Origin of the sequence: Paracoccus nototheniae (assembly GCF_004335005.1) — a bacterium.
GTDB lineage: Bacteria > Pseudomonadota > Alphaproteobacteria > Rhodobacterales > Rhodobacteraceae > Paracoccus > Paracoccus nototheniae.
On record NZ_RQRT01000014.1, the window covers coordinates 1 to 21,956 of the forward strand.

Sequence of the window (21,956 nt, forward strand, 5' to 3'; positions counted from 1 at the left end):
CAACCCCGTCGCGCATCCCCCGCGCGGGCCGCGCCAAACCTCGCACCCCCTGGGGTCGCGGATGACCCAATCCGATCCGGTCCTGCGCCCCGAGCAACAGGAGGGCGACGGCGAGGATCGCGCGCTGCGCCCGCAGAACCTGTCCGAATTCGTCGGTCAGGCCGAGGCGCGCGCGAACCTCAAGGTGTTCATCGAAAGCGCCAAGATGCGCGGCAAGGCGATGGACCATACGCTGTTCTTCGGCCCTCCGGGTCTGGGCAAGACCACGCTGGCGCAGATCATGGCGCGCGAACTGGGGGTGAACTTCCGCATGACCTCGGGGCCGGTGATCGCGCGGGCGGGGGATCTGGCGGCGATCCTGACCAATCTCGAATCGCGCGACGTGCTGTTCATCGACGAGATTCACCGCATGAACCCGGCGGTCGAGGAAATCCTCTATCCCGCGATGGAGGATTTCGAACTGGATCTGGTGATCGGCGAAGGCCCCGCCGCCCGCACCGTCCGGATCGAATTGCAGCCCTTTACGCTGGTCGGTGCCACCACCCGGTTGGGCCTGCTGACCACGCCCCTGCGCGACCGGTTCGGTATCCCGACCCGGCTGCAATTCTATGAGATCCACGAGCTGGACCTGATCGTTCAGCGCGGCGCCCGCCTGCTGGGCATCAGCGCCGATCCCGAAGGCACGATGGAAATCGCCCGTCGCGCCCGGGGCACGCCCCGCATCGCGGGCCGCCTGCTGCGCCGGGTCATCGATTTCGCGCTGGTCGAGGGCAATGGCCGCCTGACGCGCGAGATTGCCGATATCGCGCTGAACCGGCTTGGCGTCGACGATCTGGGGCTGGATGGGGCCGACCGGCGCTATCTGACGCTGATCGCGCAGCATTATGCGGGCGGGCCCGTGGGGGTGGAAACCCTGTCCGCCGCCCTGTCCGAAAGTCGCGATGCCATCGAAGAGGTGATCGAGCCCTATCTGCTGCAACAGGGCCTGATCGCGCGCACCCCGCGCGGGCGGATGCTGACCCAGGGGGCGTGGCGGCATCTGGGGCTGGCCATGCCGGTGCCCGCCGGGCAGGCCAGTCTGTTCGACGGCTGATTGCACAGCGCGCAAATCCGTCCTAGCGTCCGCCGCATGAGCCATGACCTGACCCTGCGTGTCTATTACGAGGACACCGACCTCGCCGGCATCGTCTATTATGCCAACTATCTGAAATATATCGAACGCGGGCGGTCGGAATGGCTGCGCGCGCTTTGCATCGACCAGCTGGCGATGCAGCGCGAGACCGGCCATGTTTTTGCCGTGCGGCGGGTCGAGGCCGATTACCTGCGCCCGGCGCGTTTCGACGATCTGCTGGTCGTCAGGACCGCGTTGGCACAGGCCAGCCCGGCCCGGATCGTCGTCGATCAGCAGGTCCGGCGCGGCGATCAGCTGCTGTTTTCGGCCCGCGTGACCATCGCCTGCGTGGACGGGCAGGGGCGTCCGGTGCGCCTGCCGTCGCGCCTGCGGACCGCCATCGACGGCTGACACGGGCCTCTGATTGCGTCGGATCGGCTGCGCATTGCAGAAAAGTGACGCCATTGTGTTGCCGTGGGGGATGAAACCCGTATCAGGAACAGGATAATAGGCCGCAACGTCGGGTTGTCGAACAGACAGTCCCGGCCCCTGATGATAAGGCAGAAAAGATGGAACCCATTCAGGCCGCCGAGGCCATCGACTTTTCCGCCGTGGCGCTGTTCTGGCGGTCCTCGCTGACGGTGCAGGTGGTGATGGTCATGCTGATCGTGGCCTCGTTCTGGTCCTGGGCGATCATCGTGCAGAAATTCCTGACCTTTGGCCGCGCGCGGCTGGAGGCGTCGAAATTCGACCGCGCCTTCTGGTCGGGCGAGCCGCTGGACGATCTGTACGACCGCTTGGGCGACCGCCCCAAGGGTCCTTCCGAACGGATCTTTTCCGCCGGCATGACCGAATGGCGCCGCAGCCACCGCGATGACGGGCGGCTGATCGCCGGCGGCATCAGCCGCATCGACCGCGCCATGAACGTGGCCATCGCGCGCGAGGAACAGCGCCTGTTCCGGGGCCTGTCCTTTCTGGCGACGGTGGGCTCGACCGCGCCCTTCATCGGCCTGTTCGGCACGGTCTGGGGCATCAAATCGGCCTTCGAGGGCATCGCCCTGACGCAGGACACCAGTCTTGCCGTCGTGGCGCCGGGCATTGCCGAGGCGCTGCTGGCCACCGCCCTTGGTCTGGTCGCGGCCATCCCGGCGGTCGTCTTCTATAACAAGCTGTCGGGCGACGCCGAACGCATCACCGGTGGGTGGGAGGCGTTCTCGGACGAATTCTCGACCCTTCTGTCGCGTCAGATGGACGAGGCCTGATCCATGGCATCCTCGGTCGTCAAGCGCACCAGCCGCAAGGGACGCCGGCGCAACATGCCGATGTCGGAAATCAACGTGACGCCGTTTGTGGACGTGATGCTGGTGCTGCTGATCATCTTCATGGTCGCGGCGCCGCTGATGACCGCAGGCGTGCCGCTGAACCTGCCCGAGACCGCCGCCAGCGCCGTGCCCACCGAACAGGAGGAACCGCTGGTCATCGCGGTCCCCGCCGAGGGGTCGATGCAGGTCATGGACCAGCCGGTTGCGGACGATCAGATGATCACCGCGTTGCGGGCCGTTCTGGCCGAACGCCAGACCGCGCGGGTGTTCCTGCGCGCCGACGGCGCCATTCCCTATTCCCGCGTGGTTCAGATCATGGGCGCGCTGAACGCGGCAGGCATCACCGATATCGTGCTGGTCACCGAGACCGGCGGGCCGCGCATGGACGCGTCAGGCGAGGGCAACTGAACCATGGATGACCGTGACGGGCGCATCGGCTATTGGATCTCGGGGGTGGCGCATGGGTCGCTGATTCTCTGGGCGATCCTGGGCGGCGCCCTGTTCCGGCCTCAGCCCGATCATCCGGTGCGCACCACGCAGGTCTCGACCGTCAGCGGCGCGGAATTCGAGGCGATGGCCGCTGCCGCGCGCGGGGCGGGGCCTGTGGGGGCCGATGCCACGGCGGTCGCCAGCCTGCCCGATCCGGTCGCACCGACCGAGGATGGCACCGCCCGCCCGGTTTCGGCCATGCCGCCGCAGACCGGGGTCGCGGCGTCACTGACCCCGCCCGACGATGCCGAGGCCACGCCCGATCTGGGCGATTTCACCCCTGCCGCGCCGGTCGATGTGGCCACCGATCTGCCATCGCCAAGCGAGAATCAGACCGCCAGCGCCGAGGTGTTCCCCGACCTTCCCGCAACCCCCGCTCAGCCCTTGGCCGAGGCTCAGCCCGCCCAGCCTGCGCAGCCCGCCCCGGATGCGGCGGCCGTGCCGGTCGCCCCGCGATCGGCCCTGGCGCTGGACAACTCGCCCCGCCCGCAGGACCGGCCCCCCGGTCTGGTCGAGGCGTTCAACGCCCGCGTGGCCGAAGCTGCCCGTGCCGAAGCTGCCGCCGAAGCACAGCGTCAGGCCGCCCTTGCTGCGGCAGAAGCCGAGGCGCAAGTGGCAGCCGAAGCCGCCGAAGCCCAGCAGCAGGCGGCCGCCGAGGCCGCCCGTCAGGCTGGCGCCGAGGCGCTCGCACAGCAGAATGCCGAAGCCGCAGAAGCTGTAGCCGCTGCCGAGCGTGACGCTGCCGCAGAGGCCCGCCGCGCCGCTGCTGCCGACGCCGATCGCGAGGCCGAAGCCGCCCGTCAGGCTGAGGCCGCTGCCGCTGAAGCCGAGCGTCAGGCCGACGCCGATCGCGCGGCCGCTGAAGAGCGTCAGGCCGAAGAAGCGGAGGCCGATGCTGAACGGCAGGCCGAGGCAGAACGTCAGGCTGCTGCCGAAGCGCAAGCCGAGGCAGAGGCGGACCGCCGCGCCGCAGCCGAGGCTGAACGGCAGGCCGAAGCCGAACGGCAGGCGGCTGCCGAGGCCGAAGAGGCCCGTCGCGCCGCCGCAGCAGAGACGGAACGTCAGGCAGAAGCAGAGCGTCAGGCGGCTGCAGAAGCCGCAGCCGAAGAAGAACGCCGCGCAGCAGCCGCCGAGGCGGAACGTCAGGCCGAGTCGGAACGCCAAGCCGCAGCCGAGGCAGAACGTCAGGCCGAGGCCGAACGCCAAGCGGCTGCCGAAGCCGAACGTCAGGCCGAGACCGAACGCCAAGCTGCGGCGGATGCCGCCGCCGAGGCCGACCGTCGCGCCGCAGCCGAGCAGGCCGCGCGCGAGGCCGCCGACCGGCAGGCGCTGGAGGATGCCTTGCGCGATGCGCAGGCCGGGGCCGGGGGGCAGGACACGGCCTCGTCCGGCGATACGTTCGGCGGCGACACGCAGACGATCGAAGGCGGCAGCGGTGCCTCGGCGGGTCTGGACCCGCTGGCGGCGGCGCTGGCCGGGGCGATGGCAGGGACGGGGGCGGCTACCGATCCGGCCAACGATCCCGCTGGCCCGCCCGCCGACATGATGCAGCTGACCCCCGGCCCGATCGATTCGATCTCGGCCCGACCGCTGGATGACGTCACCTCGGGCCTGCCGATGGGTGAGCCGCTGACCTTTTCGGAACGCGAAGGGCTGCGCTTTGCCATCCAGAACTGCTGGAACATGGGCATGCTGAATGTCGAGGCTGCGCAGATGACCGTCTCGGTCGGGTTTTCCCTATCGCCCAACGGTGTGCCCGACGTGGAAAGCCTGCGCATCGCGGGCTATCGCGGCGGCAGCGAATCCGCCGCTCAGCAGGCTTTCGAGGTCGCCCGTCGCGCCATCCTGATGTGCGGGCAGGCGGGCTTTGACCTTCCGGCGTCCAAATACGGACGCTGGCGCGATGTCGTCGTCGATTTTCGTCCCGATGGGATCGAGATCCCCCAATAGGCCGCGGCGGGCCGCCCTTTGCCCGCTGCCGACACCAAGGATATGACCACGCCATGTTCCGACCGCTGATCCTTGCCCCCGCCTTTCGTCTGGCGCCCGGCCTGCTTCTGGCCCCCGCTCTGTTTCTGGCGACAGCTCTGCTGCCCGCCGGTCCCGCCATGGCGCAGGACACCCCCCTGCGCATCGAGATCACCGATGGCGTCATCGAACCGATGTCCATCGCCATCCCCGCCTTTCACGGGGATGCCGAGATCGCGGCCCGGGTCCGGCAGGTGGTGGCCGACGATCTGACCGGAACGGGTCTGTTCCGCGAGATCCCCGCCGAGGCGCAGGTTGCGCGCAGCGGCAGCTTTTCCGAGGCCGTCAGCTATGAGGACTGGCGCGCCGTCGATGCGCAGGCGCTGGTGTCCGCCGAGGTGCGCCAGATGGGCGAGAACATCACCGTCCGGTTCCGGCTGTTCGACGTCGTGTCGGGCCAGCCGCAGGGCGACGGGATGCAGTTCGACGCGCGCGCGGGCGACTGGCGGCGTGCGGCGCATAAGATCGCCGATCAGATCTATGCCAGGCTGACCGGCGAGCGGCCCTATTTCGACAGCCGGGTGGCCTTTGTGCAGGAGGCCGGGCCGAAAAGCGCCCGGATCATGCGCATCGGGGTCATGGATTACGACGGCGCGAATATCTTGTGGATGACCGACAGCTCGTCGCTGGTGCTGGCGCCGAAATTCTCGCCCGACGGGCGGCAATTGCTGTTCACCAGCTATGACAGCGGCTTTCCGCAGGTGCAGCTGATGGATGTGGGCAGCGTCAGCGCCCGGCCCCTGACGCGGGACGCCTCGACCATGGCCTTTGCGCCCTCTTTCAGCCCGGACGGGCGGCGGGTGGTCTATTCGCGCGAACAGGGTGGCAATACCGATCTGTGGCTGATGGATGTGGCGACCGGGGCGCAGCGGCCCCTGACCGATTCGCCCGCCATCGACACCTCTCCGGGGTTCAGCCCGGACGGGCAGCGGGTGGTCTTTGAAAGCGACCGTTCGGGCACGCCGCAACTGTATATCATGGGGCTGGAGGGCGGCGAGCCCGTCCGCATCAGCTTTGGCGAGGGGCGCTATGGCACCCCCGCCTGGTCCCCCAAGGGCGACATGATCGCCTTTACCAAGCAGATCGGCGACCGGTTCCATATCGGCGTGATGCGCACCGACGGCTCGGCCGAGCGGATGCTGACCGAATCGTTTCTGGACGAGGGGCCGACATGGGCACCCAATGGGCGGGTGGTGATGTTCACGCGCGTCACTCCGGGCGGAAACGGCCAACCCCGGCTGCATTCGGTGGACATCACCGGGCGCAACATGCGACCCACTAACCTGGACTTTGCCGCCTCGGACCCCTCCTGGGGCCCCCTGATGCCCTGACCCCGCCCGGGGTCCCCGATGCCATGAGGATATGATGATGAACGCCGCCAAGACGCCCGTCCTGCTGCCTGTGCTGCTGGGTGCCCTGCTGGCGCTGGCCGCCTGTGCCGCGCCCGCACCGCCCCTGACGGCGCCGGTGGTCGATCCTTATGCCAGCACCGGAGGCGGAGCGGTGTTTCAGGGCGATCTGGCGGGCGGCGTGCTGGGCGCGCAGGCGACGGCAGAGTATTTCCGCAGCGGGATCGGCGACACGGTGCGCTTTCCCGCCGACCAGACGACCCTGACCCCCGAGGCACGCGAGATCCTGACCCGTCAGGCGGGCTGGCTGGCGCAGCATGCGAATTTCACCGCCGTGGTGCAGGGCCATGCCGAAGAAACCGGCACCCGCGAATACAACCTTGCGCTTGGCGCCCGCCGGGCCAGCGCGGTGCAGGAATATCTGGTGGCCCAGGGCGTGGCCCCCGGCCGCATCCGCACCCTGTCCTTTGGCAAGGAACGCCCCGCTGCGACCTGTTCGGACGAGGGATGCTATGCCCAGAACCGCCGGGCCGTGACCGTGGTGACGGAAACCGCCCCGTCGATGGTCATGGCGCCCGGCACGATGGCCACTGGCGCCACGACGACGACCACGAATGCTCCGGGGGCGATGACGCCTGCGGCGTCGCCCGCTCCGGCTGTGGGCAGCCCGACCGGGATCGGCATGTGATGCGCCTTCTTCCGGCGATGATTGTTGCCATCGCGCTGCCCTTTGGCGCGCTGGCGCAGGCCGCGCCCGATGCGGCCACGCTGGCCGACATGCGCGCGCAGGTGACGCAGTTGCGGGGCCAGTTGCAGGGGCTGCGGGCCGAGCTGGTCGCTTCGGGGGCGGCGGGCTTTCAGGCGGCGGGCGGATCTGGTGCGATCGACCGCATGAACGCGATGGAGGCGCAGCTGATGCGCCTGACGAACCAGACCGAACAGCTGCAGAACCGCGTCAACCGCATCGCGGGCGACAGCGAACGGCGCCTGTCCGATCTGGAATTCCGGCTGTGCGAGGCCGATCCGTCCTGCGATCTGTCGGCGCTGACCGTGCCGCAGGCGCCTGCCGGTCTGACGCCGGAACTGGCGCCCTCGACCCCTGCCGCAGCGACAGGGGGGGCACCTGCCGCCACCGCCGCCGAACGCACCGATTTCGATGCCGCCCGCGCCGTCATGGACAGCGGCGATCACGCCCGCGCGGCGCAGATGTTCGCCGATGTGGCCGAGACCCATGCCGGGGGTCCGCTGACCGCCGAGGCGCTGTTCCTGCGCGGGCAGGCGCTGGATCTGGCGGGTGACCCCCGCGCCGCCGCCGCCGCCTGGCTGGAAGGGTTCGCCGCCGATCCCGATGGCGTGCTGGGGGGCGAAAGCCTGCTGGGCATCGCCCGCGTGATCGAGGGGCAGGGCGACGCCACCGCTGCCTGCCTGTATCTGGCCGAGATCCCCGCCCGCTTTCCCGGCAGCGCGCAGGCGACCGAGGCCGACAGCCGCATGACCCGCCTTGGGTGCGGGATCAGCGATCTGGGTGTGCTGGATCCGCTGCTGGACCCCAATATCGACCCCGAGGCGGCCGCCGATCTGGCCGAACATCAGTGACCCCCGATGCCGCCGCCCGCATCCGGGCCGCGCTGGACCGGCTGGCCGGTGATCTTCCCGCGCTTGGGCTGGCCGTATCGGGTGGCGGCGATTCGGTCGCGCTGATGCATGTCGCCGCCGGATGGGCGCGCGGGCGCCGGGTCATGGTCGCCACCGTCGATCACGGCCTGCGCGACGGCAGCGCCGCCGAGGCCGAGGAGGTCGCCCGCGCCGCCCGGGCGCTTGGCCTGCCGCATGCGACGCTGCTGTGGCGGCGTGATACGCAGGCGGGCAATCTGATGGCGCAGGCCCGCGATGCGCGGCTGCGGCTGCTGTCGGGCTGGGCACAGCGCAATGCGCTGCCCGCCGTGGCCCTTGGCCATACCGCGAACGATCTGGCCGAGACGCTCGTGATGCGGCTGGCGCGCGGATCGGGGGTGGACGGGCTGTCCGCGATGGCGGACTGGCGCGACGCCTTTGACATGCGCTGGCTGCGCCCGGTGCTGGATGTGGGCCGGGCCGAGCTGCGCGACTGGCTGCGCACCCGTCAGATCGACTGGATCGACGATCCGACCAATGACAATGCCGATTACGACCGGGTCCGGGCCCGGCAGGCCATCGCCTCGCTTGGGTTGGATGTGGCCGGGCTTGCCCGGTCCGCCGCCCATATCGCCGAGGCGCGCGACGCGCTGGCCGATTACGCGGCGCTGGTGTCGAAAGAGGCCGAGGCCCGGCAGGGCAGCCTGACCCTGTCGCGGGCCGCCCTGCGCGAAGCCCCGCCCGAAATCCGGCGCCGCATTCTGGTGGCCGCCTGCCGGTGGGTGACCGGCGCCGATTACCCGCCGCGCCGCGCGACGCTGACCCATGCGCTGGCGGCGGTGATGGCGCAGGGGCGGGTGACGATGGACGGGGCAATGATCTCTCCGACCGCCACCGGGCTGCGGTTCACGCGCGAGGCGGCAGCCGCCCTGCGCAGCCCGCCCGCGACCGGCGCGATCTGGGACCGGCGCTGGCGGATCGAGGGGCTGGCCCCCGGCCAGCATGTCGCGGCCCTAGGTCCGGGGCCGTTGTCGCGATTGTCATGGCGCGATTCGGGCCTGTTGCGCGACGAGGCCGCAGCCAGCCCCGGCATCTGGCAGGGTCAGGCCCTGCTGGCTGCGCCGCTGCTGCGCGAGGCCCCCGAGTGGACCCTGCGACCCTTGCGTGCCGCGTCAGATTTCCGCAGGCTGGTGAAGGCGCATTGAACCTGCGGCGATAATCCCTATTTTCACTTCAAACCCACTTCCGCCGGAGGACCCTTTTTTGGGCAATGCACGCAACTTCGCCTTCTGGGTGGTTCTGTTCCTGATGATTTTGGCTCTGTTCAACCTGTTCAGTGACGGGTCGGGCGCCATGAACAGCCGCCAGATCAGCTATTCCGACTTCATCCAGCGCGTGCAGAACGATCAGGTCACCGCCGTGACAATCGACGGCGAGGATGTCGCGATCACCGCAGTGGACGGCCAGCAATACGCCACCGTCCGCCCGATGGGCGAGGATATCAGTGACCGGCTGATCCAGCAGGGCGTCGACGTCCGCGTCGTCAAGCAGCAAAGCAGCGGCCTGATGTCCATGCTGGGCGTCTGGCTGCCCTTCATCCTGCTGATTGGGGTGTGGATCTTCTTCATGAACCGCATGCAGGGCGGCGGAAAGGGCGGCGCGATGGGCTTTGGCAAGTCCAAGGCCAAGCTTTTGACCGAAAAGCATGGCCGCGTGACCTTTGATGATGTCGCCGGCATCGACGAGGCCAAGGAAGAGCTGGAAGAGATCGTCGAATTCCTGCGCAATCCGCAGAAGTTCAGCCGTCTCGGCGGCAAGATCCCCAAGGGCGCGCTGCTGGTCGGCCCTCCGGGCACCGGCAAGACCCTGCTGGCCCGCGCCATCGCAGGCGAGGCGGGCGTGCCGTTCTTTACCATCTCGGGTTCTGACTTCGTCGAAATGTTCGTGGGCGTCGGCGCCTCCCGGGTTCGCGACATGTTCGAACAGGCCAAGAAATCCGCCCCCTGCATCCTGTTCATCGACGAGATCGATGCGGTGGGCCGTGCCCGTGGCGTCGGCATCGGCGGCGGCAATGACGAACGCGAACAGACCCTGAACCAGCTGCTGGTCGAGATGGACGGTTTCGAGGCCAATGAAGGCATCATCATCATCGCCGCGACCAACCGCAAGGACGTGCTGGACCCGGCGCTGTTGCGTCCGGGCCGCTTCGACCGCCAGATCCATGTGCCCAATCCCGACATCAAGGGCCGCGAAAAGATCCTGTCTGTGCATTCGCGCAAGGTGCCGGTCGGCCCCGATGTCGATCTGCGCCTGATCGCGCGCGGCACACCCGGCTTTTCGGGCGCCGATCTGATGAACCTGGTGAACGAGGCCGCGCTGACCGCTGCCCGCATCGGTCGCCGCTTTGTCAGCATGGCCGATTTCGAAAGCGCCAAGGACAAGGTGATGCTGGGCGTGGAACGCCGCTCTCTGGTGCTGACGCCCGAGCAAAAGGAAAAGACCGCCTATCACGAGGCAGGCCATGCCGTGGTCGGCCTGTCGCTGCCCAAATGCGATCCGGTCTACAAGGCGACCATCATCCCGCGCGGCGGCGCGCTTGGCATGGTCGTCAGCCTGCCCGAGATGGATCGTCTGAATTTCCATAAGGACGAGGCCAAGCAAAAGATCACCATGACCATGGCCGGCAAGGCCGCCGAGATCATCAAATACGGTGAAGAAGGCGTGTCGAACGGCCCCGCAGGCGATATCCAGCAGGCCAGCGCGCTGGCCCGTGCGATGGTCATGCGGTGGGGCATGTCGGACAAGGTCGGCGCGGTCGACTATGCCGAGGCGCACGAGGGCTATAACGGCAGCACCGGCGGCTTCTCGGTCTCGGCGGCGACCAAGGAACTGATCGAACAAGAGGTCCGCGACCTGATCGAAGAGGGCTATCGCGAGGCATATCGCATCCTGATCGAAAAAGAGGTCGAATTCGAACGCATGGCCCGTGGCCTGCTGGAATACGAGACCCTCACCGGCGAGGAAATCGCCCGCATCCTGCGCGGCGACGCGCTGGACGGCGGCGATGACGACACCCCGCCCAGCCTGATCCCGGCAGTCACCGCGATCCCCAAGGCAGGCGCCCCCGCCGCCCCCGGAGGCGATCCGGCCCCGGCGTGACCGCCGCCATCTGATCCACCTGAAAACCCCGGTCCCTTGGGCCGGGGTTTTTGCATGTCTGCCCGGCAAGGGTGGCCCATCGCCACATGGCCAAGTTGCAGGCAGGATGCATCAGCTGGACGACTTGCATACATGTAAACTAGGCGGCAGCGAGATTACGGGTTGTAAACTGAACTGTTTTAATTTTTTATGGGTTCTTGTTGCGCAAGCAAGTTGCACAGGATGCAAGTTGTCGGATGCGCGTGAAAGCGACCGGAATAGATTGATCTGATCTGATGAGAGACGCCCCCGACCTGCCCAAACTGACGGAGCTGGACGCCATGCTTTGCTTTGACGCCTATGCGGTCAATCTTGCCTTTGGCCGGATCTACAAGGCGTTGCTGGACCCTCTGGGGATCACCTATCCGCAGTTTCTGGTCCTGCTGACGCTGTGGGCGCAGGACAGCCAAAGCGTCGGGGCCCTGGGCGACCATCTTGGTCTGGACAGCAGCACCCTGACCCCGCTGATCAAGCGGCTTGGGGCGGCGGACCTGGTGACCCGCCAGCGCGACGCCCGCGACGAACGCCGCGTCATCGTGTCGCTGACGCCGCGCGGGCATGCCCTGCAGGCCAAGACCGATCATGTGCGCGGCAGCGTCAACCGCGCCACGGGCCTGTCCGAGGCCGAACAGCTGCAGCTGCGCGATCTGCTGCAGCGCACAAGATCCGGCCTTCTGCAGTCCTGAACCGGGCTTCGCAGGGCTTGCGATTCGCCCGTCCCCGGTGCATGGGACAGACACGATGACACGGATCCAAGACATACCCGACATGGCCGCGCTGCGGACCGAAATCGACGCGGTGGACGCGCAGCTGATGGCGCTGCTGGCCCGCCGCCATGCGCTGATCGACCGCGCCGCCCAGATTAAATCCGGAAACGGCCTGCCTGCCCGGATCGAGGCACGCGTCGAAGAGGTCGTGGCCAATATCCGCGACCATGCGCGCGGCCACGGGCTGGATCCCGATCTCTATGACCGGCTGTGGCGCCAGCTGATCGAGGCCGCCATCGCCCAGGAAGAGCGTCAGCTGAACAAGGATCGCCCATGACTGCCCGGATACTTGACGGCAAGGCCTTTGCCGCCCGCCTGCGCTCGCGCATTGCTACCCATGTCGCGGATCTGGCCGGGCAGGGCATCACCCCCGGCCTTGCCGTGGTGCTGGTGGGCGACGATGCCGCCAGTCAGGTCTATGTCCGCTCCAAGGGGCGCATGACGCGCGAGGTCGGGATGACCTCATTCGAACATCGCCTGCCCGCGACGACATCGCAGGATGCGCTGCTGGCGCTGGTCGCACAGCTGAATGCCGATCCGGCGGTGAATGGCATTCTGGTTCAGCTGCCGCTGCCCGCCGGTCTGGACGAGGCTGCGGTGATCAATGCGATCGCGCCGGAAAAGGATGTGGACGGCTTCCACATCCTGAATGCGGGGCGGCTGGCCGTCGGGCAAAAGGCGATGGTGCCCTGCACCCCGCTTGGCTGCCTGATGCTGCTGCGTGATCATCTGGGCAGTCTGTCGGGCCTGAATGCGGTCGTGATCGGGCGCAGCAATATCGTCGGCAAGCCGATGGCCCAGCTGCTGCTGCGCGACAGCGCGACGGTGACGATCGCCCATTCCCGCACCAGCGATCTGCCCGCGCTGTGCCGCACCGCCGATATTCTGGTCGCGGCGGTGGGTCGTCCGGGCTTTGTTCAGGGCGACTGGATCAAGCCGGGCGCGACCGTCATCGATGTGGGGATCAACCGGACGGAAGACGGGCTGGTCGGGGATGTCGATCAGGCGCAGGCCCTGCAGGTCGCGGGCGCTTTGACCCCGGTGCCGGGCGGCGTCGGTCCGATGACCATCGCCTGCCTGCTGGCCAATACGCTGACCGCGACCCTGCGCGTGAACGGCCTGCCCGACCCCGAAGGTCTGACGCCCTAGGCCTGCGTTTGGGCGGCCACCCGCGCCGCCAGCCGCAGCGCATGGGTGGGCTGGGTGGTCGCCACCGGCAGAACCGGATCATACGCCGCCCGGATTACCCCGGCCAGTTGCGAAGACGGCGTGACCTCGGCCGCAAAGGTCAGCGCCGATTGCATCGTCACCCGCTCGGCCAGACCGCCGGGATGCGCCTCCGCCAAAGCCCCGCCCATGTTCAGAAAGCTGAGGCAGGCGCGGATCCCGCCCTCGGCATCGAACCGAAACAGCCGGTATTGATCCGCCCCGTCCCGCGCCAGCCGCTCGGGCAGGTCCGGAACCCCGGTCAGCCGGTCCAGATCCGGCACGCCCGACAGTTCCGACCAGTCCCGCACAAAGAACAGCATCAGATTGGCCACCATTTCGGGATCGGCCTCGGTCACCGGATGGCGCGCATGGGCAAAGCCCGCGCGCAGGGCGCCCCGAAAGATGTCCAGACTGCCATCCGCCAGACCAAAGACCACAGGCGCCACCGGCCGCCCCCATCTGGCACAGAGGAAACTGCCATCGGGCCTGGTGAACATCGCTTCGATCGCCGCCGCGTCCATCCGCATGCCTTTCATCTTGGTCCAAATATCCTGGGGGGAGGCGTCGGAACGACGACGGGGGGCAAGGCCCCCCGCCGACCCCACCGCCTGACGCCGTGTTCAGACGATGGTCGCCTCGGTCGCGGCCCGCAATTCGTCCTCGGACACGCCCTCGGCCAGTTCGACGATCGTCAGCCCGCCGGGCACCACATCCAGCACACCCAGATTGGTGATGATCCGGTCGACCACGGCCTTGCCGGTCAGCGGCAGGGTACAGGCGCGCAGCACCTTGGATTCCCCTGCCTTGTTGGTGTGATCCATGACCACGATCACCCGGCCCACACCGGCGACCAGATCCATCGCGCCGCCCATGCCCTTGACCAGCTTGCCGGGGATCATCCAGTTGGCCAGATCGCCGTCCTCGCTGACCTCCATCGCGCCCAGAATGGCGGCGGCGATCTTGCCGCCGCGGATCATCCCGAAACTGGTCGCGCTGTCGAAATAGGCGGTGCGCGACAGCTCGGTGATGGTCTGCTTGCCGGCGTTGATCAGGTCGGGATCCTCGTCGCCCTCGAAGGGAAACGGCCCCATCCCCAGCATGCCGTTTTCAGACTGCAGGGTGATGTCCTTGTCGCCGACATAATTGGCCACCAGCGTCGGAATGCCGATGCCCAGATTCACATACCAGCCGTCTTCCAGTTCCTCGGCCGCGCGGGCGGCCATACGGTTGCGGTCCCAGCCCTTGATATCGGCAGCCATCACGCGGTCTCCCTCTTGCGGGTGGTGCGCTGTTCGATGCGCTTCTCATGCGTTCCCTGAACGATCCGGTGCACATAGATGCCGGGCAGGTGGATCATGTCGGGGTCCAGACTGCCGCGCGGCACGATCTCTTCGACCTCGGCCACGCAGACCTTGCCGCACATCGCCGCCGGAGGGTTGAAGTTGCGCGCCGTCTTGCGAAACACCAGATTGCCGGTGTCATCGGCCTTCCAAGCCTTGACGATGGACAGGTCGGCGACGATCCCGCGTTCCAGAACATAGTCCTGCCCGTCGAAATTCTTGACCTCTTTCCCCTCGGCGATGACGGTGCCAACGCCGGTCTTGGTATAGAAACCGGGGATCCCCGCGCCGCCCGCGCGCATGCGTTCGGCCAGAGTGCCCTGAGGGTTGAACTCCAGCTCCAGCTCGCCCGACAGATATTGCCGCATGAATTCGGCATTTTCGCCGACATAGCTGCTCAGCATCTTGGCGATCTGGCGCGTTTCCAGCAGCTTGCCCAGACCGAACCCGTCCACGCCGCAATTGTTGCTGGCGATGGTCAGCTGCTTGACGCCGCTGTCGACCAGCGCATCGATCAGCAGCTCGGGGATGCCGCACAAGCCGAACCCCCCCGCAGCAATGAACATCCCATCGTGCAAAAGCCCGTCCAAGGCCTCGCCCGCCGTTCCATAGACCTTCTGCATCGGCCCTCCCGCCCTCAGATCCCGTGATGGGCCAAGTTGTTGCCCGCTCACCTGCCCGTGTCAATCGCAGCCGAGGATGTTAGCGCAAAAACCGTGATCACACTTGGCTCAGTCCTCGGCGGGTTTGGCCGCCGGCTTTTTTGTGGCGGGTTTTTTGGCAGTCGCAGCCTTGGTGTTTGCAGCCTTGGTTGTCCCAGTCTTGGCGGTTGTCTTCTTGGCGGCAGCGGTCTTGGTCGCCGCAGGCTTGGTGGTGGCCTTTGTCGTTTTGGCGGCGGATTTCGCCGCTGGTTTCTTTGCGGCGGGCTTCTTTGCCCCTTTTGCGGGCGATTTTGCGGCCTTGGCGGCGATCAGCTCCAGCGCCTGTTCGACGGTCAGATCCTCGGGCGTCACATCGCGGGGCAGGGTGGCGTTCACCTTGGACCATTTGACGTAAGGACCGTATTTGCCGCCCATCACCTGGATCGGCCCGCCATCAGGATGATCGCCCATCTCGCGCAGCGGCGCCGCAGCCGCGCCGCGCCCGCCCCTGACCTGCTTGGCGGCCAAAACCTCGACCGCGCGGTTCATGCCGATGGTAAACACCTCGTCCACATCCGCGATATTGGCATATTTCGAGCCATGTTTGACATAGGGGCCAAAGCGCCCGATCCCGGCCTCGATCAGCACGCCATCCTCGGGATGCGGGCCGACGGGACGGGGCAGGGACAAAAGCTGCACCGCCTGTTCCAGATCCAGTGTTGCCGCGTCCCAGCCCTTGGGGATCGAGGCGCGGGGCGGCTTGGGCGCCTCTTCCGTGGCCTCGCCGCGCTGGACATAGGGACCGAACCGCCCGGTCTTAAGGCTGATCTGGTCCTCCGCATCCATTCCAAGCACATGGTCGCCCACCGGCTCCTCGCCGTCGGGCGCCGACAGGGGGCGGGTATAGCGGCATTCGGGATAGTTCGTGCAGCCGATGAAGGCGCCGCCCGACCGCGCGGTCTTGAGGTTCAGCCGCCCCGCCCCGCAGAGCGGGCAGATCCGCGGATCGCCACCATCCGCGCGCGGCGGATACAGATGCGGGGCCAGCGCGTCGTCGATCGCCTCCAGCACCTCGGTGATGCGCAGTTCGGACGTGCCTTCCAACGCTTTCGAAAATTCTTTCCAGAACCGCCCAAGAACCTCGCGCCACAGCCGGTCGCCCGCGCTGATCTCGTCCAGTTCGGTTTCCAGATCGGCGGTAAAGTCATAGCTGACATAGCGCGGAAAGTATTTCAGCAGAAAGATCGTGACCAGACGGCCCTTATCTTCGGGGATCAGGCGGTTCTTGTCCTTGCGGACATAATCGCGATCCTGAATCGTGGTCACGATGCTGGCATAGGTCGAGGGGCGGCCGATGCCCAGTTCTTCCATGCGCTTGACCATCGTCGCCTCGGTATAGCGCGGCGGCGGTTGGGTGAAATGCTGGCGCGCGGCTGCCTGCGCCGGGTCATCGATCAGCAATCCGGAGGCGGCGCGCTGGCCCTTGGGCGGCTGCGGCGCGGGGTCGGATTTCTCGGCCGCCTTGGCAAATTCCGTGTCGAAGGCATGGGCCACCAGTCGCGCGGCCTCGCCTTGGGTGATCGCGGGCAGGCGGGCGCTGTCCTCGCCCTCGTCATCGTCGCGGCCCTGATCGTAGACGCGCAGGAAGCCGTCGAACAGCATCACCTGACCATTGGCGCGCAGGCCAACCTGATCGTCGGGGCTGGCGATGTCCACCGTGGTGCGTTCCATCCGGGCGGCTTCCATCTGGCTGGCGATGGTGCGTTTCCAGATCAGATCATACAGCTTGCGCTGATCATCGGCGGTCAGCTTCAGCCGGTCCGGCGACATCATCATGTCGGTGGGCCGGATGCACTCATGCGCCTCTTGCGCGTTCTTGGCCTTGTTCTTGTACATGCGCGGGCTTTTCGGCAGGTAGTTCTCGCCGAATTTGGCCTTGATCGCGTCGCGGGCGGCCATCACGGCCTCGGGCGCCATGTCGATGCCGTCGGTCCGCATATAGGTGATCAGCCCGGCCTCGTACAAACGCTGCGCCGCCGACATGCAGGCCTTGGCGCCCATGCCCAGCTTGCGGCTGGCCTCTTGCTGCAGGGTCGAGGTCATGAAGGGCGGCCAGGGATTGCGGCTGGCGGGCTTGGCCGCGACCGAGGCCACCTTCAGATCGCGGCTGGATACCGCGCTGAGCGCCATTGCCGCCTGTTCGGCGCTGGCCAGATCGAACCGTTCCAGCCGCTTGCCAGCCAGCGAGACGAGGGTCGCGTCATATTCCTCGCCACCGGGGGTGGCGAGGCGGGCATGGACGGACCAGTATTCGCGGGCCTTGAAGGCCTCGATCTCCATCTCGCGGTCGACGATCAGGCGCAGGCAGACCGATTGCACGCGGCCGGCGGATTTGGCACCCGGCAGCTTGCGCCACAGGACCGGCGACAGGTTGAAGCCCACCAGATAATCCAGCGCGCGGCGTGCCAGATAGGCATCGACCAGCGGCTGATCGATCTGGCGGGGCTTTGCCATCGCCTCGGTCACGGCGGTCTTGGTGATCGCGTTGAAGGTGACGCGGCTGACATCGCTGCCCTTCTTCAGGGCGGGTTGCAGGGCGGCCAGCAGGTGCCAGCTGATCGCCTCGCCCTCGCGGTCGGGGTCGGTGGCCAGAATCAGCGTCTGGTCGTCCTTGAGCGCGTCCTTGATCGCCTTGAGATGCTTGCGACTGTCGGCCGCAATCTCCCATTTCATGTCGAATTCATTGTCCGGATCGACGCTGCCATCCTTGGGCGGCAGGTCGCGGACATGGCCGAAACTGGCCAGCACGCGATAGTCGCCGCCGAGATATTTCTCGATCGTTTTGGCCTTGGCCGGGGATTCGACGACGACGACGGGCATGGGAACCTCGGGCAACTGCAATGGGGCGGCAAGATGGGTGCCGTGGCGCGCCGTGTCAACGGGGGGTGTTGGTGGCAGAGGGGGCAGGGGGCGCTGCCCCCGTCGCGCGAGGCGCGACTCCCCCGGGATATTTGTGGACCAATGCAGGGGTCGGGACGGTGCGGGGATCAGGACAGGGCGAGCCGTCCCCCGGCCATCCGGGTGACGCGGCCCTGAAGTTCCAGCGACAGGATGACCGCATTGGCGGTGGCGGCGGGCACGCCCAGGTCGCGGATCAGGTCGTTTTCCTCGGTCGGGGAGGGGGAGAGGCGCGACAGGATGCGCGATTCGAGGTGGATGGGCCCGCCTGCATCGCGGGGAGTTTGGGCCGGCGCCCCGAGCCGGCGGGTGGCAGCAGGGGCCGTGCGGGCCGGCTGAGGGGCTGCGACCGGGGTGGTGTGGGCGTGGCGCAGGGCGTCGGCCACATCGGCGGCGCTGCGCACCAGCGTGGCGCCGTCGCGGATCAGCGCGTTGCAACCCGCCGCACGGGCATCCATCGGGTGGCCGGGCACCGCCATCACCTCTCGTCCCTGATCGAGCGCGTTGCGCGCGGTGATCAGCGTGCCGGATCGCTGCGCGGCCTCGATCACCACGACGGCATGGGACAGGCCGGACACGATGCGGTTGCGGGTCGGGAAATGCCGGGCGGCGGGTTCCGTGCCGGGCGGCTGTTCCGAGATCAGGATCCCGCATTCGGCGATCTGGGCGGCAAGAACGGCGTTTTCGGCAGGATAGATCACGTCGATCCCGCCCGCCATCACCGCAATCGTGCCGGTCGGCAGGGCCGCGTCATGGGCGGCGGTGTCGATGCCGCGGGCCAGCCCGGCGGCGACGGTGAAACCGGCCTCTCCCAGTCCGGCCGCCATGCCGCGCGCCATGCGCAGACCCAGGGACGAGGCGTTGCGCGCGCCGATCACCGCGATCGTGTCGCGCGCCAGATGCATCGGATCGCCGCGCACCCACAGGACCGGCGGGGCGCCGTCGATCTGACGCAGGGTCGCCGGATAATCGGGATCGTCGCAACGGATCAGCCGTGCCCCGGCCCGCCGTCCGGCGGCCAGTTCGGCGGCGGCCACGCCTTCGGGGCAGGGGCTGTAATCGGCCAAGCCCGCCGCTGCCGCGATGCCCGGCAGCGCATCCAGTGCCGTGCGGGCCGTGCCGTGTTCCGCGATCATCCGGTGAAAGGTCGCGGGCCCCACCCGGCGCGAGCGGATCAGCCGGAGAAAGGTCAGGTCGTCATCGCCGGTCGCGGTCGCCTGTCGCAGGCCGAACGTGCTGGCTGGTGTCAGTCCGGTATCCATGAGGCGCCCCCTGTCCGATCCGGATCAGGATTACCCCATGGGCCGTTAACAAAGGGTTAGCGCCGGGCGCCCTGCCTGGATCAGGCCGCCGATCCGCCCACCGTCAACCCGCCGATCATCAGCGTGGGCTGGCCCACACCGACCGGCACCCATTGCCCCTGCTTGCCGCAATTGCCGATGCCGGGGTCCAGCGCCATGTCATTGCCGATCGCGCGGATCTGCTGCAGGGCGGTGGCCCCGTCGCCGATCAGGGTGGCGCCGCGAATCGGATCGCCGACGATGCCGTTCCTGACCCGATAGGCCTCGGTGCAGGAAAACACGAACTTGCCATTGGTGATGTCCACCTGTCCGCCGCCGAAGCCCACCGCATAGATGCCGTCGCGCAGTTCCGCCAGGATCGCCGCCGGATCGGCATCGCCGCCGGGCATATAGGTGTTGGTCATCCGCGGCATCGGCACATGGGCAAAGCTTTCGCGCCGTCCGTTGCCGGTGGGCTCCACCCCCATCAGCCGGGCATTCTGGCGGTCCTGCATATAGCCGACCAGAATGCCGTCCTCGATCAGCACGTTGCGGGCGGGGGGCGTGCCCTCGTCGTCGATATTGATGCTGCCGCGACGGCCCGGGATGGTGCCGTCATCGACCACCGTCACCCCCGGCGACGCGACGCGCGCGCCCAGAAGACCCGCGAAGGCCGAGGCCTTCTTGCGGTTGAAATCACCCTCCAGCCCGTGGCCCACGGCCTCGTGCAGCAGGATGCCGGGCCAGCCGGGGCCAAGCACCACGTCCATCATCCCGGCCGGCGCGGGGACCGAGCGCAGGTTGACCTCGGCGATGCGCACGGCTTCGAGGACCAGCGCCTGCCAATGGGCGGGGGCCATCAGCCGTTCCAGATCGTGACGCCCGCCGCCGCCCGCGCTGCCGCTTTCGCGACGGTCGTTGTTTTCCATGATCACCGCGACATTCAGGCGCGCCATCGGGCGGATGTCGGTGGCAAGACCGCCTTCGGGGCGCAGGATCGCGATTTCCTGCAGGCTGCTGCCCATCGAGACGGTGACCTGCACCACGCGCGGATCCAGCGTCCGGGCATAGGCATCGATCTCGCGCAGCAGCGCGATGCGTCGGGCGACCGGGATCCCCTCGGCGGGGTCGATGGCGGGATACAGATTGACCGGCTGCATGGCCGGTGCCAGCGCCGTCGTGCCCCCCCCCTGCGCCACGGCCAGACGCGCGGTCTGCGCGGCGCGGCGCAGGGCCGGGCCCGAGATCTCGGTCGAATGGGCATAGCCCGTCACCTCGCCGCGCACGGCGCGCAGACCAAAGCCGCGCCCGGCCATGAAGCTGGAATTGCGCAGCCGTCCATCGTCGAAGACCAGGGATTCATGCTGGCTGCGTTCCAGAAACAACTCTCCGTCATCGGCCCCTGCCACCGCCTCTCGCAGGACCGAAAGGGCGCTGTTATGGTCGAGATCGGTCGAAAAGGGGTCGAAGGACGGACGGCTCATGCAAGGCTCCTGTCGGTGAAAGAGGGCGGCGGACATCTGCCTGTCCGGGCGCGGCAGGGGGTCGCGTTCCCCTGCCTTGGGGAAATGCTGTAGGTAAGTCTTGCCCGTGGGGGCCAGATATGGTCATAGAACGGACACTGTGAAAGGAAAAGGGGCAGCCTCCCGGCAGCCCCTGCGGCCATTCTGGCCGGGCCACTGCAACGGGATGGAATGATGGCAAGAGCGATGATGGGCCGTGCATTCGCGGCAGCGACGGGGTTTGCTGCGGCAGGCATGCTGAGCACGACGGCGATGGCGCAGGGTGTGCTGGGCGATCTGCCCACCATCGGCAAGCCCGTGGCAGGGGGGATGGGGTTCCAGCCCGCCGCGACGGAACTGGCGCGCGACCAGCAGTGGCTGGATCATTTCGTGCTGATCATCATTGCAGCGGTGACGGTGTTCGTCTGTTTCCTGCTGCTGTATGTGATCTTCCGGTTCAACAGCCGCGCCAACCCGGTGCCCGCGAAATTCACCCACAACACCCCGCTGGAGATCGGCTGGACGCTGATCCCGGTGCTGATCCTGGTGGCCATCGGGGCGTTTTCGCTGCCGATCCTGTTCCGCAGTCAGGAAATGCCGGAAAACCCGGATGTGGTCGTCAAGGCGACCGGGCATCAGTGGTACTGGTCCTATGAATATCCTGAAAACGACATCGCTTTCGATTCGCTGATGCTGCCCGAGGAAGAGCTGGCCGAGTTCGGCTATGCCCCCGACGAGTATCTGCTGGCGACCGATACCGCCGTCGTCGTGCCCGTGGGCCAGACGGTCCTGCTGCAGGTGACCGCCAGCGACGTGATCCATTCCTGGACCATCCCGGCATTCGCCGTGAAACAGGATGCCGTTCCGGGCCGCATCGCCCAGGCCTGGTTCAATGTCGAACAAGAGGGCACCTATTTCGGCCAGTGTAGCGAGCTGTGCGGCATCAACCACGCCTATATGCCAATCGTCGTCAAGGCGGTCAGCCCCGAGGTCTATGCGGCCTGGGTCGCCGAACAGGGCGGCACCTTGGGCGACGAACCCGCGCCGACCGCCAGCCTTGAAGGCGCGGCAAAGGTCGATCTGGCCCGCGCGGACTGATCCCGATCCCGACCCAGGGGCGGGCGGCATCCTGCCGCCCCCGCCAAGGA

General features: G+C 67.6%; 20 protein-coding genes. 14 read left to right on the plus strand and 6 right to left on the minus strand.

What is annotated here, in order from left to right; genetic code table 11:
- Positions 1-61: 61 nt before the first annotated feature.
- From ruvB to folD, 13 genes are all read left to right on the plus strand, one after another.
- Positions 62-1,093: a Holliday junction branch migration DNA helicase RuvB gene (gene ruvB / locus EG885_RS07635; protein WP_131573888.1), complete on the plus strand. Its 1,032-nt coding sequence runs from the start codon at positions 62-64 to the stop codon at positions 1,091-1,093.
- A gap of 36 nt (positions 1,094-1,129) precedes the next feature.
- On the plus strand, positions 1,130-1,522 hold the full coding sequence (gene ybgC, locus EG885_RS07640) for a tol-pal system-associated acyl-CoA thioesterase (RefSeq protein WP_131573889.1): 393 nt from the start codon (positions 1,130-1,132) through the stop codon (positions 1,520-1,522).
- Positions 1,523-1,680: 158 nt separating this feature from the next.
- Positions 1,681-2,373: a protein TolQ gene (tolQ, locus tag EG885_RS07645; protein ID WP_131573890.1), complete on the plus strand. Its 693-nt coding sequence runs from the start codon at positions 1,681-1,683 to the stop codon at positions 2,371-2,373.
- A gap of 3 nt (positions 2,374-2,376) precedes the next feature.
- Complete coding sequence (locus tag EG885_RS07650; protein ID WP_131573891.1) at positions 2,377-2,841, plus strand: ExbD/TolR family protein; 465 nt, start codon at positions 2,377-2,379, stop codon at positions 2,839-2,841.
- Positions 2,842-2,844: 3 nt separating this feature from the next.
- Positions 2,845-4,872 carry a hypothetical protein gene (locus tag EG885_RS07655; RefSeq protein WP_131573892.1) on the plus strand — a complete coding sequence of 676 codons (2,028 nt, stop codon included), beginning with the start codon at positions 2,845-2,847 and terminating at the stop codon, positions 4,870-4,872.
- A 53-nt stretch (positions 4,873-4,925) separates the two neighbouring features.
- The gene (tolB, locus tag EG885_RS07660) at positions 4,926-6,281 is read left to right on the plus strand and encodes a Tol-Pal system beta propeller repeat protein TolB (protein WP_131573893.1); all 1,356 of its coding nucleotides are present in this window, start codon (positions 4,926-4,928) and stop codon (positions 6,279-6,281) included.
- Positions 6,282-6,318: 37 nt separating this feature from the next.
- Entirely contained in the window at positions 6,319-6,987 is a 669-nt protein-coding gene (gene pal / locus EG885_RS07665; RefSeq protein WP_131573948.1) for a peptidoglycan-associated lipoprotein Pal, read from the plus strand.
- Complete coding sequence (locus EG885_RS07670; protein WP_242679553.1) at positions 6,987-7,895, plus strand: tol-pal system YbgF family protein; 909 nt, start codon at positions 6,987-6,989, stop codon at positions 7,893-7,895. Before pal ends, EG885_RS07670 begins: the two co-directional genes overlap by 1 nt.
- Positions 7,892-9,118 carry a tRNA lysidine(34) synthetase TilS gene (tilS, locus tag EG885_RS07675; protein ID WP_131573894.1) on the plus strand — a complete coding sequence of 409 codons (1,227 nt, stop codon included), beginning with the start codon at positions 7,892-7,894 and terminating at the stop codon, positions 9,116-9,118. Before EG885_RS07670 ends, tilS begins: the two co-directional genes overlap by 4 nt.
- A 58-nt stretch (positions 9,119-9,176) precedes the next feature.
- The gene (ftsH, locus tag EG885_RS07680; RefSeq protein ID WP_131573895.1) at positions 9,177-11,072 is read left to right on the plus strand and encodes an ATP-dependent zinc metalloprotease FtsH; all 1,896 of its coding nucleotides are present in this window, start codon (positions 9,177-9,179) and stop codon (positions 11,070-11,072) included.
- A 275-nt stretch (positions 11,073-11,347) separates the two neighbouring features.
- Positions 11,348-11,797: a MarR family winged helix-turn-helix transcriptional regulator gene (locus EG885_RS07685; protein ID WP_131573896.1), complete on the plus strand. Its 450-nt coding sequence runs from the start codon at positions 11,348-11,350 to the stop codon at positions 11,795-11,797.
- A 55-nt stretch (positions 11,798-11,852) separates the two neighbouring features.
- Positions 11,853-12,155: a chorismate mutase gene (locus EG885_RS07690; RefSeq protein ID WP_131573897.1), complete on the plus strand. Its 303-nt coding sequence runs from the start codon at positions 11,853-11,855 to the stop codon at positions 12,153-12,155.
- Positions 12,152-13,027 (plus strand): bifunctional methylenetetrahydrofolate dehydrogenase/methenyltetrahydrofolate cyclohydrolase FolD, encoded by an 876-nt coding sequence (gene folD / locus EG885_RS07695; protein WP_131573898.1) that lies wholly within the window; start codon positions 12,152-12,154, stop codon positions 13,025-13,027. Before EG885_RS07690 ends, folD begins: the two co-directional genes overlap by 4 nt.
- On the opposite strand, the gene EG885_RS07700 is transcribed toward folD, so the two are convergent.
- The 6 genes from EG885_RS07700 to tldD all read right to left on the minus strand — a co-directional run bounded on the left by EG885_RS07700 (position 13,024) and on the right by tldD (position 20,790).
- Positions 13,024-13,623 (minus strand): hypothetical protein, encoded by a 600-nt coding sequence (locus tag EG885_RS07700; RefSeq protein ID WP_242679554.1) that lies wholly within the window; start codon positions 13,621-13,623, stop codon positions 13,024-13,026. The two genes, folD and EG885_RS07700, sit on opposite strands and share 4 nt — an antisense overlap.
- Positions 13,624-13,707: 84 nt before the next feature.
- On the minus strand, positions 13,708-14,346 hold the full coding sequence (locus EG885_RS07705) for a 3-oxoacid CoA-transferase subunit B (protein WP_131573899.1): 639 nt from the start codon (positions 14,344-14,346) through the stop codon (positions 13,708-13,710).
- Positions 14,346-15,050, minus strand: coding sequence for a CoA transferase subunit A (locus tag EG885_RS07710; protein WP_131573900.1), 705 nt, complete (start codon positions 15,048-15,050; stop codon positions 14,346-14,348). Before EG885_RS07710 ends, EG885_RS07705 begins: the two co-directional genes overlap by 1 nt.
- A 108-nt stretch (positions 15,051-15,158) precedes the next feature.
- Positions 15,159-17,948, minus strand: a complete 2,790-nt coding sequence (gene topA / locus EG885_RS07715) for a type I DNA topoisomerase (RefSeq protein ID WP_131573901.1) — start codon at positions 17,946-17,948, stop codon at positions 15,159-15,161.
- Positions 17,949-18,115: 167 nt separating this feature from the next.
- Complete coding sequence (gene dprA / locus EG885_RS07720) at positions 18,116-19,288, minus strand: DNA-processing protein DprA (protein WP_242679555.1); 1,173 nt, start codon at positions 19,286-19,288, stop codon at positions 18,116-18,118.
- Between the two features lie 80 nt (positions 19,289-19,368).
- Positions 19,369-20,790, minus strand: coding sequence for a metalloprotease TldD (gene tldD, locus EG885_RS07725; protein ID WP_131573902.1), 1,422 nt, complete (start codon positions 20,788-20,790; stop codon positions 19,369-19,371).
- Positions 20,791-21,000: 210 nt separating this feature from the next.
- Here tldD and coxB point away from each other — a divergent pair, with 210 nt between their 5' ends.
- Positions 21,001-21,906, plus strand: coding sequence for a cytochrome c oxidase subunit II (gene coxB, locus EG885_RS07730; RefSeq protein WP_131573903.1), 906 nt, complete (start codon positions 21,001-21,003; stop codon positions 21,904-21,906).
- The last annotated feature ends 50 nt before the right edge of the window (positions 21,907-21,956 follow it).